This window comes from Vibrio sp. 2304, from assembly GCF_033339475.1.
Lineage (GTDB): Bacteria > Pseudomonadota > Gammaproteobacteria > Enterobacterales > Vibrionaceae > Vibrio > Vibrio alginolyticus.
Window position 1 is genome coordinate 519,079 of record NZ_JAWOUQ010000002.1, and the last position, 16,839, is coordinate 535,917.

Annotated in this window: 16 protein-coding genes, 1 riboswitch and 1 other annotated feature; of the genes, 5 read left to right on the top strand and 11 right to left on the bottom strand. The window is 44.6% G+C overall.

Annotation, left to right across the window (positions count from 1 at the left end; translation table 11 throughout):
- Positions 1-11: 11 nt before the first annotated feature.
- Entirely contained in the window at positions 12-590 is a 579-nt protein-coding gene (locus R7P64_RS07135) for a thymidine kinase (protein WP_042522050.1), read from the bottom strand.
- A gap of 87 nt (positions 591-677) precedes the next feature.
- Entirely contained in the window at positions 678-2,060 is a 1,383-nt protein-coding gene (cysS, locus tag R7P64_RS07140) for a cysteine--tRNA ligase (protein WP_033905095.1), read from the bottom strand.
- 202 nt (positions 2,061-2,262) lie between these two features.
- Here cysS and R7P64_RS07145 point away from each other — a divergent pair, with 202 nt between their 5' ends.
- From R7P64_RS07145 to R7P64_RS07160, 4 genes are all read left to right on the top strand, one after another.
- Positions 2,263-2,757, top strand: a complete 495-nt coding sequence (locus tag R7P64_RS07145; protein WP_005378156.1) for a peptidylprolyl isomerase — start codon at positions 2,263-2,265, stop codon at positions 2,755-2,757.
- Positions 2,758-2,817: 60 nt separating this feature from the next.
- Complete coding sequence (lpxH, locus tag R7P64_RS07150; RefSeq protein WP_005389817.1) at positions 2,818-3,555, top strand: UDP-2,3-diacylglucosamine diphosphatase; 738 nt, start codon at positions 2,818-2,820, stop codon at positions 3,553-3,555.
- A gap of 98 nt (positions 3,556-3,653) precedes the next feature.
- Positions 3,654-4,868, top strand: a complete 1,215-nt coding sequence (locus tag R7P64_RS07155; RefSeq protein WP_005378158.1) for an EAL and HDOD domain-containing protein — start codon at positions 3,654-3,656, stop codon at positions 4,866-4,868.
- Positions 4,869-4,948: 80 nt separating this feature from the next.
- Entirely contained in the window at positions 4,949-5,464 is a 516-nt protein-coding gene (locus R7P64_RS07160) for a YchJ family protein (protein ID WP_031812834.1), read from the top strand.
- A gap of 279 nt (positions 5,465-5,743) precedes the next feature.
- On the opposite strand, the gene hisIE is transcribed toward R7P64_RS07160, so the two are convergent.
- The 8 genes from hisIE to hisG all read right to left on the bottom strand — a co-directional run bounded on the left by hisIE (position 5,744) and on the right by hisG (position 12,912).
- Positions 5,744-6,379 carry a bifunctional phosphoribosyl-AMP cyclohydrolase/phosphoribosyl-ATP diphosphatase HisIE gene (gene hisIE, locus R7P64_RS07165; protein ID WP_005533681.1) on the bottom strand — a complete coding sequence of 212 codons (636 nt, stop codon included), beginning with the start codon at positions 6,377-6,379 and terminating at the stop codon, positions 5,744-5,746.
- On the bottom strand, positions 6,376-7,149 hold the full coding sequence (hisF, locus tag R7P64_RS07170; protein WP_004749837.1) for an imidazole glycerol phosphate synthase subunit HisF: 774 nt from the start codon (positions 7,147-7,149) through the stop codon (positions 6,376-6,378). The genes hisIE and hisF overlap by 4 nt, the downstream gene beginning before the upstream one ends.
- A complete protein-coding gene (gene hisA / locus R7P64_RS07175) occupies positions 7,131-7,868 on the bottom strand; it encodes a 1-(5-phosphoribosyl)-5-[(5-phosphoribosylamino)methylideneamino]imidazole-4-carboxamide isomerase (RefSeq protein ID WP_005390889.1) in 738 nt (245 codons plus the stop codon). Before hisA ends, hisF begins: the two co-directional genes overlap by 19 nt.
- 12 nt (positions 7,869-7,880) lie before the next feature.
- Positions 7,881-8,495: an imidazole glycerol phosphate synthase subunit HisH gene (gene hisH / locus R7P64_RS07180; RefSeq protein ID WP_005389830.1), complete on the bottom strand. Its 615-nt coding sequence runs from the start codon at positions 8,493-8,495 to the stop codon at positions 7,881-7,883.
- 26 nt (positions 8,496-8,521) lie between these two features.
- On the bottom strand, positions 8,522-9,595 hold the full coding sequence (gene hisB / locus R7P64_RS07185; RefSeq protein ID WP_213973316.1) for a bifunctional histidinol-phosphatase/imidazoleglycerol-phosphate dehydratase HisB: 1,074 nt from the start codon (positions 9,593-9,595) through the stop codon (positions 8,522-8,524).
- A gap of 69 nt (positions 9,596-9,664) precedes the next feature.
- Positions 9,665-10,705: a histidinol-phosphate transaminase gene (hisC, locus tag R7P64_RS07190; RefSeq protein WP_017634689.1), complete on the bottom strand. Its 1,041-nt coding sequence runs from the start codon at positions 10,703-10,705 to the stop codon at positions 9,665-9,667.
- Positions 10,706-10,717: 12 nt separating this feature from the next.
- Positions 10,718-12,010 carry a histidinol dehydrogenase gene (gene hisD, locus R7P64_RS07195; RefSeq protein WP_158173785.1) on the bottom strand — a complete coding sequence of 431 codons (1,293 nt, stop codon included), beginning with the start codon at positions 12,008-12,010 and terminating at the stop codon, positions 10,718-10,720.
- Between the two features lie 5 nt (positions 12,011-12,015).
- On the bottom strand, positions 12,016-12,912 hold the full coding sequence (gene hisG / locus R7P64_RS07200) for an ATP phosphoribosyltransferase (RefSeq protein ID WP_005378180.1): 897 nt from the start codon (positions 12,910-12,912) through the stop codon (positions 12,016-12,018).
- 53 nt (positions 12,913-12,965) lie between these two features.
- Positions 12,966-13,103 (bottom strand) — a sequence feature (His leader region).
- Positions 13,104-13,472: 369 nt separating this feature from the next.
- Here hisG and R7P64_RS07205 point away from each other — a divergent pair.
- Positions 13,473-14,426, top strand: a complete 954-nt coding sequence (locus R7P64_RS07205; RefSeq protein ID WP_005388056.1) for a sigma-54 interaction domain-containing protein — start codon at positions 13,473-13,475, stop codon at positions 14,424-14,426.
- A 323-nt stretch (positions 14,427-14,749) separates the two neighbouring features.
- On the opposite strand, the gene tet(35) is transcribed toward R7P64_RS07205, so the two are convergent.
- Positions 14,750-16,351, bottom strand: a complete 1,602-nt coding sequence (tet(35), locus tag R7P64_RS07210) for a tetracycline efflux Na+/H+ antiporter family transporter Tet(35) (RefSeq protein WP_005378182.1) — start codon at positions 16,349-16,351, stop codon at positions 14,750-14,752.
- A gap of 109 nt (positions 16,352-16,460) precedes the next feature.
- Positions 16,461-16,643: riboswitch (Lysine riboswitch) on the bottom strand.
- Positions 16,644-16,839 lie beyond the last annotated feature (196 nt).

Here is a 16,839-nt window from a genome sequence, read left to right on the forward strand (position 1 = left end):
ATCAATACGGCTTATTTACCGAGTGCTTCTTTGTAATGTTGGCGGCATACGGAGACATACTTATCGTTACCGCCGATCGCAACTTGATCGCCTTCTTTAATTGCCACGCCGTGTTCATCGGTACGAATAACCATATTCGCTTTGCGGCCGCAATGGCAGATTGTTTTGAGCTCAACCAGCTTGTCCGCCCAAGATAATAGATACTTACTGCCTTCAAAAAGTTCGCCTAGAAAATCGGTGCGAAGGCCGTAACACAATACTGGAATATGCAACTTATCAACGACTTCAGTAAGTTGATAAACTTGTTCTTTCGACAAGAACTGACACTCATCAACAAGAATACAGTGACGTTTTTCAACCTCATTCAGATCTGCGATCTCTTGATACAAATTGGTATCCTGACGAAATAAATGTGCGTCAGATTGAAGACCAATACGAGAGCTCACTTTACCGACACCAAAACGATCATCTAGCGCAGCCGTAAAAATAACTGGCGTCATGCCGCGTTCTTGATAGTTGAAAGAGGATTGAAGAAGCGTTGTTGATTTACCCGCATTCATTGCTGAGTAATAGAAATACATCTGAGCCACAGAGCATTACCTAAAGTTAAAGTTTTAATTTATGGAAATGGAAAATAAAAGGGCTGAATTATCAGCCCTTTAAAAATGAAAATTCAATTACTTACGACGCCACGTTGTGCCTTCTGGACCATCTTCCAGAACAATGCCCATTTCGGTCAGCTTGTCACGAGCCATATCTGCATTCGCCCAATCTTTCGAAGCACGAGAGTCGTTACGCAGCTTGATCAGAGCTTCGATTTCAGCCACTTCATCATCGTTACCCGCATCACCTTTTAGGAAGGCTTCAGGATCTTGGTGAAGAATACCGATCACGTCAGCTAGTTCACGCATTAGCGCACCGAGTTCGCTCGCTTTCTCTAGGTTTTCTGTTTTCAGACGGTTAACTTCGCGCGCCATGTCGAACAGAACTGAGTACGCTTCTGGTGTGTTGAAGTCATCGTTCATCGCTGCAGTGAAGCGAGATACGTATTCTTCACCACCAGCAGGCGCAGCGTTTAGGTCTAAACCACGTAGAGATGTGTACAGGCGCTCAAGCGAAGCACGTGCTTGGTTTAGGTTATCTTCGCTGTAGTTTAACTGGCTACGGTAATGACCAGACATTAGGAAGTAACGCACTGTTTCAGCATCGTAGTGACCAAGAACGTCACGGATAGTAAAGAAGTTACCTAGAGATTTAGACATCTTCTCACGGTCTACCATTACCATGCCGCTGTGCATCCATGTGTTCACGTATTGTGTATCGTGTGCACAGCATGATTGTGCGATTTCATTTTCGTGGTGTGGGAACTGAAGGTCAGAACCGCCGCCGTGAATGTCGAAGTGGTTACCTAGGATTGAAGAGTTCATTGCTGAACACTCTATGTGCCAACCTGGACGACCTGGACCCCATGGTGACTCCCACGTTGGTTCACCCGGCTTAGACATCTTCCAAAGTACAAAGTCTAGAGGGCTGCGTTTTGCTGTTTCGATATCAACGCGCGCGCCAGCTTGAAGCTGATCAAGGTCTTGCTTAGAAAGCTTGCCGTATTCGTTGAACTTACCCACTTCAAACATTACGTCACCGTTATCTGCAACGTATGCAAAACCGCGCTCGATTAGCTTCTCAACCAATTCGATGATTTCAGCAATAAACTGTGTCGCACGAGGTTCAACGTCCGGACGTTTCATGTTCAGCGCATCAAAATCAGCGTGCATTTCACCAATCAAACGCTCAGTCAATGAATCGCAAGACTCACCATTTTCTGCGGCACGTTTGATGATCTTATCGTCGATATCTGTGATGTTACGTACAAACGTCAGATCATAGCCCAAGTAGCGAAGGTAACGTGATACAACGTCAAAAGAGACGAAAGTACGACCGTGACCAATGTGACAGAGATCGTAGATGGTAACTCCACAGACATACATACCGACTTTGCCAGCTGTAATTGGTTTGAATTCCTCTTTCTGTCTTGTGAGTGTGTTATATATCTTTAACATGATCTCTATCTATGATTGTGAATGAATAAAAGAAGATGAGTATATCAACTCCAACCTAGTTAGGTAATAGCAATTAACCGATAAAACGATAATCGGCTAAACTTCAAGCACAAAACGAAGAATTTCCTCTTCCTGAGTTTTTAAAGCACTAGAACTTAGGCTAGAATCTCGGGCTCAACACAACACAGTAAAGGAAAGTAGCATGATCACCCTTCACACTAATTTTGGTGACATCAAGATTCAACTAAACGAAGAGAAAGCGCCAGAGACAAGCGCAAACTTCCTTCAGTACTGCCGCGACGGTTTCTACGACAACACGCTTTTCCACCGTGTAATTGACGGCTTCATGATCCAAGGTGGTGGTATGGAGTCTGGTCTACGTGAAAAAGCGACTCGTGCACCTATCAAGAACGAAGCAAACAACGGTCTTAGCAACAAAGTGGGTACACTTGCTATGGCACGTACTATGGAGCCGCACTCAGCAAGCTCTCAGTTCTTCATCAACGTAAACAACAACACATTCCTAGACTTCCGTAGCGAAAGCCTAGACGGTTGGGGTTACTGTGTGTTCGGTGAAGTAATCGAAGGCATGGACATCGTAAATAAGATCAAAGGCGTTAGCACTGGTTCTTACGGCATGCACCAAGACGTACCTCTAGAAGACGTAGTAATCACTGGTACAACAATTGAAGAGTAATTCTTAGGAATTATTTTTAAAAGATAAGTTAATGGGGAGGCATAGCTTCCCCTTATTTCTATGACGACATTATTTATTTCCGATCTTCACCTTACCCCATCACGTCCTGATATCACGGAATGTTTTGTGACGTTCATGCGAACAGAAGCAACAAAAGCTGATGCACTTTATGTACTCGGCGATCTGTTTGAATTCTGGATTGGTGACGATGACAACACCCCTTTTGCGGACCAAATCCGTGCAGAATTTAAAGCACTGACGGATGCGGGTGTGCCAACTTTTTTCATCCAAGGCAATCGAGATTTTTTACTCGGCAAACGCTTTTGCAAAGAAACCGGTATGACATTACTCGACGATGTCTGCACGATTGATCTTTATGGTCAAAAAGCCGTAATCCTACATGGCGATACGCTCTGCATTGACGATGTGAAATACCAAGAGTTTAGAAAAACCGTTCACAAGCCATGGCTACAATGGTTGTTTAACCGTATTCCTTGGTTCATTAAGAAGAAAATTGTCTCAAAAGTTCAATCCGATATTCGTGATGATAAAATGAGCAAGTCATTAGATATCATGGACGTCAACCAAAATGAGGTCGAGAAAGTGATGTCTCAGAACTGCGTCAACTTAATGATTCATGGTCACACACATCGCCCGAACACACATTTTTTTGACGTCGATGGCGTTAAAAAGACCCGAATTGTTTTAGGGGATTGGTATACGCAAGGCTCAGTTTTAAAAGTAAATTCGGATAGTTTTGACCTACAAACGAGACCGTTCATACAGAATTTGCGTTAAGCATGTAGAGCGTGTAGAAGATTCACGCTCAAGTCGTAGATATTTTGTAAAAAATCGCTATTATCATAATACTAAGTTAAACAGAACGAAGTACCTAATTGAAGTATTCTTACGTAGCTCGCCAACCGATTCTGGATAGAGAAAAACGAACCATAGGTTACGAACTCCTCTTTCGAGACGGCCCTAAAAATACCTTCCCTGAAGTAGAACCAGAGCTGGCTACTAGTCGACTGCTATCCGATCATTTTTTGTCGACGCATTACAACACATTAGGAAACAAACTTGGCTTTGTTAACTTTCCGCATCAAAGCTTGGTGAACTTGGTCCCAACTTTGTTCCCTAAAGAATCTCTCGTCATTGAAGTCCTTGAAGACTGCGAACCGACAGAAGAACTGTTAGAAGCCATCAAGCACCTTCATGAGTGCGGATACAAAATTGCTCTGGATGATTTTGTTCCGACGAAAGCTTGGAAGCGTTTTCTTCCATACGTTTCCATGATCAAGTTTGATATTAGACTTGTGCCGATCAAGAAAGCTGCCATTTTTATTCAGGCGTTGAGCCCATTTAAAATCGACTTTCTTGCGGAAAAGGTAGAGACCTATGAAGAGTTTGAGCAAGCTCTAGAAGCCGGTTTTAACTATTTTCAAGGGTATTTTTTTAGCAAACCTGAGATGATCCAGAAAAAACGGTTGAACCCCGCGTTTCTTACCGTCATCCAGCTTTGTAAAGAGATTGCAGATAAGCCCATCGACTTCAATGAGGTTGAACGTCTGTTTTCAATTGATGTGACGCTGTCATACAAGTTGCTTACTTACGTAAATTCAGGATATACATTAACGACTAAGATCAAATCGTTCAGACAGGCGCTTATTTATCTGGGTGAAGAGCGACTACGACGCTTTATTTCCTTAGTTGCAATTGCCTCCGTTCAAGAAGATAAACCTGACTCTCTTTACTCTTTAGCGATTCAGCGTGCACGAATGTGTGAACTGCTACTTAGTCAAATGAACACTAGGTATGACCCTGGGCAGGCTTTTTTGACAGGCATGTTTTCTTTACTCGGATCTTTGCTCGATCAACCGCTCTCGGATGTCATTGAAGATATCCCCGTTGACGAAGATATAAAACTCGCATTAACCAGTCGAAAAGGCGTACTTGGTCACTTACTTTCGATGACGATCGCCTATGAACAAGCGGACTGGGAGTTAGCCGAGCGATATTGCACCGTTCTTAAATTAACCGAACCTCAATTAGCGGACGCTTTTAATCAATCGACGGAATGGGCTCAAGAACTGCTGTCTCAAACGCCCTAAATCGCTATAATGCCTCACCTCCAGCCTCGCAATTGTGAGGTTGTTTGTTTTTACCGCTTAATTAATCGAGATTTCATTTTATGGCTTCTTCTTGCCCTTGCGGATCTAACCGCACCTACCAACAGTGTTGTGAAATTGCCCACAACAACCATGCTGACGTCACCACTCCAGAGCAGTTAATGCGCTCTCGTTACAGTGCGCATGTGTTAGGTCTAGTCGATTACGTGGTGAACACGTACCACCCAAGCTGTAATGCAGAAGAGCAACGTGAAGGCATTGCCCAATCTATCGACAGCGATTGGTGCAAACTTGAAGTTGTAAAAACAGAAGCTGGCAGTAATGACAATGAAGGCTTTGTCGAATTTAGCGCTTATTTTGATGAAGACGGCAAGCGCTACTGTATGACAGAGCGTTCTCGCTTTGTAAAAGAAAATGGGCTTTGGTACTACATTGACGGCACGTTTCCAGAAGAAGAGCTAGAAGAAGAACCAGAACAAGATCCTCGCCTAAACCAACCAGTGAGTAGCCTAAAAGTAGGTCGTAACGACCCGTGTATCTGTGGAAGCGGTAAGAAATTTAAGAAGTGTTGTGGGTAAGATCATCCACTCCTAGCTTATTGAGCTCTCTTTAATGAAATTCCTGATCTCGCCTAGGCTCGTTGGAGTGACGTGAATATATGTACCTGTTTGAAGTAAATAACTCTACTGCAAGCACCATTAGAAAATATACCGTCATTCTGAACAGCGAGGAACGAGTGTGATTCAGAATCTAATCGCTACTAGCACTGTTGCCGGTTTTACCCCGAATCAAGAACACTAAATTAAAAAAGCCCCTAGGCTCGAGAGCATAGGGGCTTTCACTTATCTATAGCAAGCTTACTTATGACGCTCTTTCAGTTTGTTCACTACGTCATTCATCGATAAGCCTTGGTCTTGAAGCAATACCATTAAGTGATAAATCAAATCTGCTGATTCACACACTAACTCCGCCTTATCGCCCGACGTCGCCGCAAGCGCGACTTCAACGCCTTCTTCGCCCACTTTTTGCGAAATACGCTTGGTGCCACGGGCATAAAGACTGGCAGTATAAGAGGAATCTGGGTCGGCACTCTTGCGGGCAGCCAGTAACTGCTCAAGTTGATGAAGCCACACCATTTGTGACTCCTCTTGAGGGTCCACATCCCAGCAAGTTGTGTTACCCAGGTGACACGTAGGGCCAATGGGATTAACTTTCACCAGTAGCGTATCGTTGTCGCAATCGAGCTGCATGTTCACCAATTGCAATACGTTGCCAGAAGTCTCACCTTTCGTCCAAAGACGTTGCTTGGTACGAGAGAAAAACGTCACTTGACCCGTTTCGCCCGTTTTTGCCAACGCATCTTGGTTCATGTAACCCATCATCAGCACTTGGCTTGATTGGAAATCTTGTACGATGGCAGGTACCAGACCATCCACCTTTTCCCAGTTGATTCGCTCAGCTAGCGAACTTACTTCGGCGGCTTTTACACTCATAGTCGTACCTCAATGCCTTGTTGTTTCAAATACTGCTTTAGTTCACCAATATTGATGACTTGCTTGTGGAATACCGATGCGGCAAGCGCGCCATCCACATTTGCTTTTTGGTAGGCTTCTGCGAAGTGCTCCATGGCACCTGCACCACCCGATGCAATCAATGGCACATTACACACTTCACGCACCATATTAAGTTGTTCAATATCGTAGCCGTTACGCACGCCGTCTTGGTTCATCATGTTCAGTACGATTTCACCGGCGCCGCGTTTTTGTACTTCTTGCACCCAATCACGCGTTTCCCATTGGGTGGCTTTGGTGCGTTCTTCATCGCCAGTAAACTGGTAAACCTGATACTTACCTGTCTCTTTATCGTAGTAAGAATCGATACCAACGACGATACATTGCACACCAAACTTATCAGCAAGGTCAGTAATCAGTTGCGGGTTCGCCAATGCAGGTGAGTTGATAGACACTTTGTCTGCACCAAACTCAAGAATGCGCGCTGCATCTTCCGCTGATTTAATACCACCAGCGACACAGAAAGGAATATCAATCACTTCTGCAACGCGAGCGACCCAACTTTTATCTACGACACGACCATCACTTGAAGCGGTAATATCGTAGAACACAAGCTCGTCAGCGCCCTCTTCCGCATAACGCTGTGCCAGAGGAACGATGTCGCCAATGATCTCGTGATTACGGAACTGAACGCCCTTTACCACTTGTCCATCACGAACATCAAGACATGGAATTATTCGCTTTGCCAACATGCAAACGCCTCCTCTGCTGTGAACTTACCATCTAACAGCGCACGACCAACAATCACACCAGCCACACCGCTGCCTTTTAGCGCTTCGATATCTGCTAATGAGCCAATGCCACCTGAAGATTGAAACTGCACTTGTGGGTACTGCTTGCATAGGTCAACGTAAAGCTCTACGTTTGAGCCTTCTAGCGTACCGTCACGAGAAATGTCCGTACAAAGCACGTGCTGCAAACCTACCGTTAGGTAATCGTTGATCAGAGCTTCGATAGTCACGCCTGAGTCTTCTTGCCAACCAGAGATCGCCACTTTACGCGTGCCGTCTTGATCGATGTTGATGTCTAGCGCGAGAACGATTTTCTCTGCGCCGTATTTTTCCATCCAACCTTTCACAAGCTCTGGCTGTTTTACTGCTGTAGAACCAACAACAACACGCTGAGCACCAGCTTCTAGCAGGTCAATCACGTCTTGCTCTGTACGTACGCCGCCACCGATTTGGATGTTCGCTGGCGTGCTTGCTAGTAGCTTTGCAATCAAATCAAGCTGGCGTGCTGTCGTGTCTTTCGCGCCAGTTAAATCCACCAAGTGCAGCCAGTTAGCACCCGCTTGGTGGTACAAGTTGAACTGCTCTGCTGGGTCGACTTTGTACTCGGTTACTTGGCCGTAATCACCTTGATAAAGGCGAACCACCTGTCCTTCAATTAAATCAAGAGCTGGAATAATCACACTAAATCCCTTTTATAATTCTAAGAAGTTTTGAATAAGCTTCGCGCCCGCTTTTGAAGAACGCTCAGGGTGGAATTGCACGCCGTAGTAGTTACCGCTTTGTACTGCTGCTGTGAACGGGTTGCCGTACTCGCATTCCGCAATCGTGTAATCCCCAACAGGCATTGCAAAGCTGTGCACGAAGTAGAAGTACTCACCTTCTTCAATACCTTTGAAAAGTGGATTACCTGCTTTTGCAGACACTGTATTCCAACCCATGTGCGGCAGCGGCAAATCGCCAGTTTGTAGTAGCTTCACTTCGCCATCACAAAGCCCAAGACACTCAACCAACTCGTCGGCTTTCTGCCCTTTCTCTTGAGACACTTTGCCCAACAGTTGCATACCTAAACAGATACCTAACAACGGCTTTTCTACCTGTTTTACCAAGCTGATAAGATCGCGCTCTTCTAGGTTTTTCATCGCTTCGCTGGCGGTTCCCACTCCCGGTAGGAATAGCTTATCTGCCGACAATACGACTTGCGGATCTTTTGAAATAGTCACGTCATAGCCTAGGCGTTCAATGGCAAACTTCACCGAAGAAACGTTGGCACAGCCAGTATCGATAATGACAACTTTCTGTTCTGTCACTGTTTTTCTCCTTGCTAACGTTAGCCTTAAAGCACGCCTTTACTACTTGGTAGCTCAGTGCCTTCTACTCTGATTGCTTGGCGCAAAGTACGGCCAAACGCTTTAAATAGGCTTTCAATGATGTGGTGATCATTGTTGCCCGCAGAAGAAAGGTGCAACGTACATGCTAATGTGTCAGTCAGAGAGCGGAAGAAGTGAACTACCATCTCTGTTGAAAGATCACCCACTTGCTCACGGCTGAATTGCGCGTCGAACTTAAGGTAAGGACGACCTGATAGGTCTAGTGCGCATTGTGCCAAACACTCATCCATTGGAAGGCTAAAGCCAAAGCGACCAATACCACGCTTGTCACCCAGTGCTTCTTTCAACGCTTGACCTAACGCAAGAGCGGTATCTTCCACTGTGTGGTGATCATCAATGTGCAGGTCACCTTCTACTTTGCACACCATCTGGAACCCGCCGTGTGTCGCGATTTGATCCAGCATGTGGTCGAAGAAGCCAAGACCAGTAGAGATGTCATTGCCGCCTTGTTCGTCAAGATTAACGAATACTTTGATGTCCGTTTCTTTTGTGGTGCGAACCACTTCAGCAACGCGTGCCTTCACCGTGAGATCTTTCAGGATCTGTTTCCAACCCATGGTTTCTGGGTTGTATTGAATGCCACGAATTGCCATGTTTTCTGCAAGTTGAAGATCAGTTTGACGATCGCCAATCACAACAGAATTTTGGAAATCCACTTTGCCACCTTGAAGGTACTCTTTTACCAAGCCCAATTTAGGCTTACGGCAAGAGCAGTTATCTTCATCAAAGTGAGGACAAATCAGCACATCATCAAACTTCACACCTTGAGATTCAAAGATCTCCATCATCATGTTGTGTGGTGCATCAAAATCTTCTTGTGGGTAGCTGTCGGTACCCAAACCATCTTGGTTCGTGACCATCACTAGACGGTATCCTGCATCCTGCAACGACAACAGGCTTGGGATAACAAATGGCTCTAGCTTTAGTTTGTCTAAACGGTCTACTTGAAAATCAATCGGCGGCTCGACAATTAAGGTGCCATCACGATCAATAAAAAGGATTTTTTGTTGTTTGCTCACTCGAACTTCCTTATTGCTATTCTTTTGGCGCTCCCGCTATTGAGCGAGAGCGATAAATTCTGTCTCTATTTATGCGTAGTAGTTTCTGATAAATCCAAGCGTTTTTTCGCACTCGTCACGGTTACCCACACTGATACGCACACAATTTTCAATTGGCGAGTTACGCAAAATAATGCCCGTATCCCAAGCCGCTTTGAAAAGGTCATCGCCATCTGGGAATTTCACCAATAGGTAGTTCCCCCACCCTTCAAACACTTCCAAGCCCGGAATCATTGAAAGGCCAACTTGCAAGTAAGCACGGTTTGCATTCAAATCGAGAACTTGAAACTTCGCTCGCGCTAAACCAGCTTCCGAAAGCGCCTGAGTCGCAATTTCTGCCACTGGAACTGGGACTGGGTAAGGTGCGATAACTTTAAGAAGTACATTAATCAGCTCTTCGTTCGCAAGCGTAAATCCACAACGCAGACCTGCAAGCGCGAAAGCTTTCGACAGAGTACGCAAAATCGCAAGATTCGGGTATTGCGCCAGTAGGTCTACCGTTGACGCTTCCGGACAAAAATCGATGTACGCTTCATCCATCACCACAATTGCACGGTCTTTTGTCATCTCAAGCAGAGACACAATATCTTCACGCTTAACTAAGTTACCCGTTGGGTTGTTTGGCGAACATACGAAAACCAGTTTCACGTTATCCAGATTAGCTTCGATGCCTGCAAGGTCTAGTTGCCAATCTGACGTTAGCGGCACGGTTTTACGCTCTACACCGATGGTTTCGGCACTGATGGCGTACATACCGTAAGTCGGTGGACAGTACAGAATCGCATCTTCACCCGGCTCACAAAAAGCACGAATCAATAGTTCAATACCTTCATCTGCTCCGCGAGACGTTAGTGTTTGCTCTGGTTTCACACCCGCATAGGCTGCGTAAGCAGAAATCAGTTCTTTAGGCTGACATTCGCTGTAACGATTAAGACGAGCGAAGTCTGTTTTGTATTCATTATTGAATGGTGATTCGTTGGCGTTTAGCCATACGTCACCGGTACCACCAATTCGACGAGCCGACATATAAGGGGTAAGTTGTTGGACTTGTTTGCGCGCTAGCTTTTCCATCTCAATATCCTCTTACTTAGCTGCCAGTTTTTCTACGCGAATGGTCACTGCACGTTTGTGTGCATCCAGACCTTCTGCTTCCGCCATGGTGACCACCGTTGGTGCAAGGTTCTTTAGACCATCAGCAGACAGCTCTTGAACCGTCATACGTTTCGAAAAGTCCGCTAAGCCTAAGCTTGAATACGTGCGTGTGTAACCGTAAGTAGGAAGAACGTGGTTAGTGCCCGATGCATAATCACCTGCTGATTCAGGCGACCAATCACCTAGGAAGATAGAACCTGCGTTATCTAATAGAGGTAGAAGCTCACGAGGGTTCTTAGTCTGAACAATCAAGTGCTCAGGACCGTAGTAATTGGAAATAGAAACTGACTGCGTCATCGACTCAGAAATAATGATCAAGCTTGATGCCAGAGCCTTTTCCGCGATGTCTGCACGAGATAGCTCCTTAAGCTGACGTTGAACCGCATCCGTCACTTGATCAGCAATCACAGGAGAAGGAGTCACCAATACCACTTGAGAATCAGGACCGTGTTCCGCTTGGCTCAAAAGATCCGCAGCGATAAAGTCTGCATCTGCGGTTTCATCTGCAATCACTAACACTTCTGATGGCCCTGCTGGCATATCAATCGCAGCACCGCGGAAATCATTGCTAACCTGTCGTTTTGCTTCGGTCACGTAAGCGTTGCCCGGACCAAAGATCTTATCTACTTTCGATACCGTCTCGGTGCCATAAGCCATTGCAGCAACTGCTTGGCCACCACCGACGTTGTACACTTCATCAATGCCACACAGTTTCGCGACATAAAGGATCTCATCAGCGATTGGCGGTGGAGAACAAAGAACGACTTTACGACAACCTGCAATTTTTGCAGGAACGCCGAGCATCAAAACAGTCGATGGCAAAGGCGCACTGCCACCCGGAATGTACAAACCCACTTTTTGAATTGGGCGTGTTACTTGTTCACAAAGGACACCTGGCTGGGTTTCCACCTTGATCGGTTGCGGCTTTTGCGCTTTGTGGAACTTAGAAATATTGGCGTAAGCTTGCTCTAATGCGCTCTTCATTGACTCTGACAAACGCTCTGACGCTGCCTTAATTTCCTGAGAAGAAACACGAATGGATTCAGGCTTAACACGGTCAAACTTTTCGGTCAGCTCAATAAGAGCAGAGTCACCTTCTTCTCGAACTTTAGCAATAACTTCGGCCACAGCAGTGGTGATATTGGCACCTTCTGCAATAGCAGGGCGCTCCAAAATAGAGTCTTGCTGATTCTCACTTAATGATTGCCAAACGACTGTTCTCATGATGCTTACTCCATCATTTTTTCAATTGGTAGAACGAGAATTGAACTTGCGCCCAACTCTTTCAGCTGTTCCATTGTTTCCCAGAACAGGTTTTCAGAACTCACTAAGTGAACAGCCATTTTCTGCTTATCTGCAGAAAGAGGAAGAACAGTTGGGTCTTCAGCACCTGGCAGTAGTGCTTTAATTTGATCTAACTTCTCTGCTGGGGCGTGAAGCATAATGTACTTAGATTCTTTCGCTTGCTGCACGCCTTGCATGCGAGTTAACAGCTTTTCGATTAGCGCCACTTTGTCTGCGTCGAACTCACCTGTGCGTTGAATCAATGTCGCTTTTGATTTGAAGATAATTTCAGCTTCTTTAAGGCCGTTCGCTTCCAGTGTTGCACCTGTAGAAACCAAATCAGCGATAGCATCAGCGAGACCCGCGCGAGGCGCAACTTCTACAGAGCCTGTCAGCATACATGTAGAGAATGGAACGCCGGCTTCATCCATGTACGCTTTTAGAAGTTGAGGATACGTTGTAGCAATACGCTTGCCAGCTAAGTCTTGTGGACCGTTGTACTCTTCGTCCTTGTCGATTGCGATAGATAAACGACAGCCACCAAAATCAAGTCGACGAAGCTGAACAAACTCGCAGGGTTCACCTAATGCTTTGCGGTCAAGGCGAACTTCTTCTAGCTCATTTTCGCCAATAAAGCCAAGGTCAACCACGCCATCCATAATTAAACCTGGGATGTCGTCGTCACGAACCAAGAGTAAATCAATTGGCATATTTTCAGAATGGACAACTAAACGCTCGCCCATTACGTTGAACTTTACGCCGCACTGTTTTAGTAGAGCTTGACTCTCTTTGCTAAGACGACCTTTTTTCTGAATTGCGATTCTTAAACGTTGTGTTTGCATTGCTTTGTCCCTATGCAAGATTTTGATATCTAAGTATTTTTCAAACTAATAAAACTAAAAAACCCTCGGGAGATTGAAGTCTCCCGAGGGTTTAAAATCTGCTTTTACTTTGATTTTACCTCCGGGAGTTTCCTGCCTCCCGGGTATGCGTACATCGCCCGAAAGACTAGATTGGGTGATGATGGTGATGAATGTTCATTACAAAATTACGCATACTTATTTAAGGCTCTTTTTGAGTTGCTTTGTTAGTAACCACACTAACTAAGGATTCTATATTTTTCAATACTCAATTGAATATTTTCTAAATATTTTTCACAAGACATTGATTTAAATGAAATTAAATTCTTTTCCATATTGAATACTCTGGTGGAAAGAACACCTCCAATCAGCTCCACTCTGACGAAGAAAGCGAAGAATAGTATGAATATCCACCAAATCAACTATTTAGACCGTACCCAACCCATTAATTGACATTTTTCTCAATAAAGAGACAGCAACTCACGTTTGAGACAAGTCATTCAAAACTATTATTAGAGCGGGGCAAAAAATAGTGATTAACAATGAAACTGCGTAACGGTAGTAATAAACAAGCTGTAGATTTCGACGATACGGCACTATACCCGTTGATCGGCAATAGTGCCTGTATCCAAGAACTTCGTACTGCAATACAAAAGTACGCTCAATGTGATGCTGAAGTCCTCATTCAGGGTGAAACTGGTGTTGGGAAAGGTCTTTGCGCTCGCCTTATTCATCAATTGTCGAACAGACACTCAGCACCTTTTGTGGAAGTCAACTGTGGAGCCATTCCAAGTGGTCTTATTGCATCCGAGCTTTTCGGCCATGAAAAAGGAGCATTTACAGGCGCAATCTCAGAGCGTATAGGTTTTATTCAAAAGGCACATAAAGGCACCCTATTTCTTGATGAAATTGGTGACATGCCACCAGACTTACAAATCCACCTCCTTCACTTTTTGGAGAGTAAACAAATCCATAAAGTCGGAGCGGATAAATTCATTGACGTGGACTGTAGGGTCATTGCAGCAAGCCACGTGGATTTGAAAAATGAGGTCGTACAAGGAGGATTTCGTGAAGATCTATTCTATCGGCTTAATATATTGCCATTAACTATCCCTCCACTGAGAAAGCGTGGAAAAGACATTATTATTTTATCTGAACACTTTCTAGCAGATCTGTCTCATGGTCAGGTACAAAAAATGTCTGATAAGGTAAAAGCCAAGCTCCTCAAACATCGTTGGCCAGGCAACGTAAGAGAACTGCGTAATGTCATCCAACGAGCAATTGTCATGTGTGAAGATCACACGCTTCTCGTCGCTGACTTGGGCCTTGATAACAATGAGAGGCAATTGCTCCCTTCTGTGGACCAAATTGATCTCGACTACCTACTGCAAGCTATCGAAGAAAATAAACACAATATGAGTGCGGCTGCACGTCACCTCGGCATTTCAAGAACAACGCTTTATCGATTAATAAAGAAATACAACTTAAATGTTTAAATACTGTATAGGTGTAACGTAACACTGTGTAACAGGTAACTCTTTAGATATCATTTAGTTAACTCTGCATCGCAACCATGCGGATTTTTCTGTATTAAAAATCAAAAGCTTAAAATGGGCATAGTCTTTGCTTAGAACTAAGAAGAAGATGGATTGCTTTTCCATTACAGCCCATCAAGGAGAGCTCGGTACACAAACAATTCGCTCTTAACACGAGACTTTTATCCCCAAAAACGCGATTGCCCCCCTCACCTAAGTCGCGTTAAAAAAAGCTCCGCTAAATTAGCGGAGCTTCCCTCTGTAACGAATCTATTCAAAACAACTTACGCACTCTGGCAAGACGCTATTTTAGACTTTGAAAGCCATGACAAAATAGCGCAAACGATAACGAATGTTATCGACGCTGCAATGAACGAGAACGCAATTGAAGCAGTCATACCAAGGGCAATAAAGCCGACGCATGAAACAAGCGCGACTGATAATGCATAAGGTAGCTGTGTTGATACGTGATCAATGTGGTTACAACGTGCACCCGTCGATGACAAGATAGTCGTATCTGAGATTGGTGAACAATGGTCACCGAATACCGCACCAGCTAAAACCGCACTCAACATCGGTAGCATTAGCGCTACGTCTGTTGCACCAGCCATGTCTCCGGCGATTGGAAGCATGATGCCGAACGTACCCCATGAAGTACCTGTTGAGAACGCCATCAGGCCAGACAGCAGGAATAAGATAACTGGGAGCCAATGAGGGTTGATATTTCCCTGCGCCATTGTCGAAAGGTAAGTACCAGTCTTCATATCACCGATAACAGAGCCAATGGTCCAGGCAAATACTAAGATTAGAATCGCACCAAACATAGACTTAGCACCAATCCAAAGTGTACGTGCGATCTCAGCCATTGGTAGACCTTGCTTCACAACAGTAAACAGTGCAACTGCTAAGCCAAGCAAGCTACCGTAGATTAGTGATGTACCTACATCTGTATTTTCAAAAGCACCAAGAAGCGCAAACTCCTTACCATCAGCAGCCAATGCTTGGCCACCCGTGTAAAGCATTGAAGCGATAGTCGCGATAATCAGCGTCACGATAGGAAGTATCAAATCTGACACTTTACCCTTTTCACTTTCACGGATATCTAGCTCTTCATTTAGGTCATGCGCTTCTTGCGAGTCATTTTCTTTGTCTTTATCAAAGCCACGACCTTGCGATGCAGAGATCTCATGCTCACGCATTTTACCAATATCAAGACCAAACCACGCAACAGCGAACACCATTAGCAGCGCAAAAACGGCGTAGAAGTTCATTGGGATAAGACGAACATATGCGCCAAGAGCCGAATACTCTGTGATCCCATGTGAGACTAAGATCCCGCCAATAATAGTAATAATGTAAGCACCCCAGCTAGAAGCAGGCATAATTACACACATTGGAGCAGCGGTTGAGTCTAGAATGTACGCAAGCTTAGCGCGAGACACATAAAAGCGATCGGTTACTGGGCGAGAGATCGCACCAACAGCAAGGCTATTAAAGTAATCATCGACAAAAATGAATACGCCTAAAAAGGCGGCAAGAAGTTTGGAGCCGCGTTTACTCTTCACTCGAGATTGTGCCCATTCAGCAAAAGCACGAGTACCGCCAGAAAGCGTTAATAAAGCTGTTGTCATACCTAATAAGATTAGGAAACCAACAATGCTCATGTTCCAAGTGTTAATTCCGCCATCTTCAATAAAGACAGAAGAAACTTGAGAACTGACGTAACCTGCGGTGTCGCTGATAGACCAGCTATTAAGTAGCACCGCACCTAGCACGATACCTACACCCAAGGAAACTAATACACGTCGAGTCAAAATCGCCAAAGTCAAAGCGACAATAGGTGGCAATAATGAAACAGGAGAACTAGAAAAATCTATTAAATTCATGATCTTCAAAAACCAAAGTTTGGCTAGAGATCTACTGCAGACAAGTCACGTAGCATACGATACGTGCTCATGTTGAACTTAGCGACAGGGAAGCGAACACTCCACCCAACCCTACAGTAGCGCTCCATAGTTTAATGTGAATATATACTATGGCAGTGTTGTTCCTTTCAGATACAACCCCAGCAAGTAACTTTGATGAGTTACTTACTTCGGCAATCTTCGCCTTCCACTATTATTCATTGGCATCACCCCAATAATAGCTACTCTTCGAGACCGCGCCTCTACGGCAACAACAAACAATTAACCACTAACTGTACAAATTAACAACAAATTGTCTGCAATATTGCATCAGGTGGCAGCCATTGTACTTATGATGAGAGTCAATGCAACACATCAAACTAAATTAAACAAATAAATAATGACTGAGATAATTTATAAACCTTGCCTACTTCCATAAGTTTTGTGCAACTGAAATCACATCAATCATG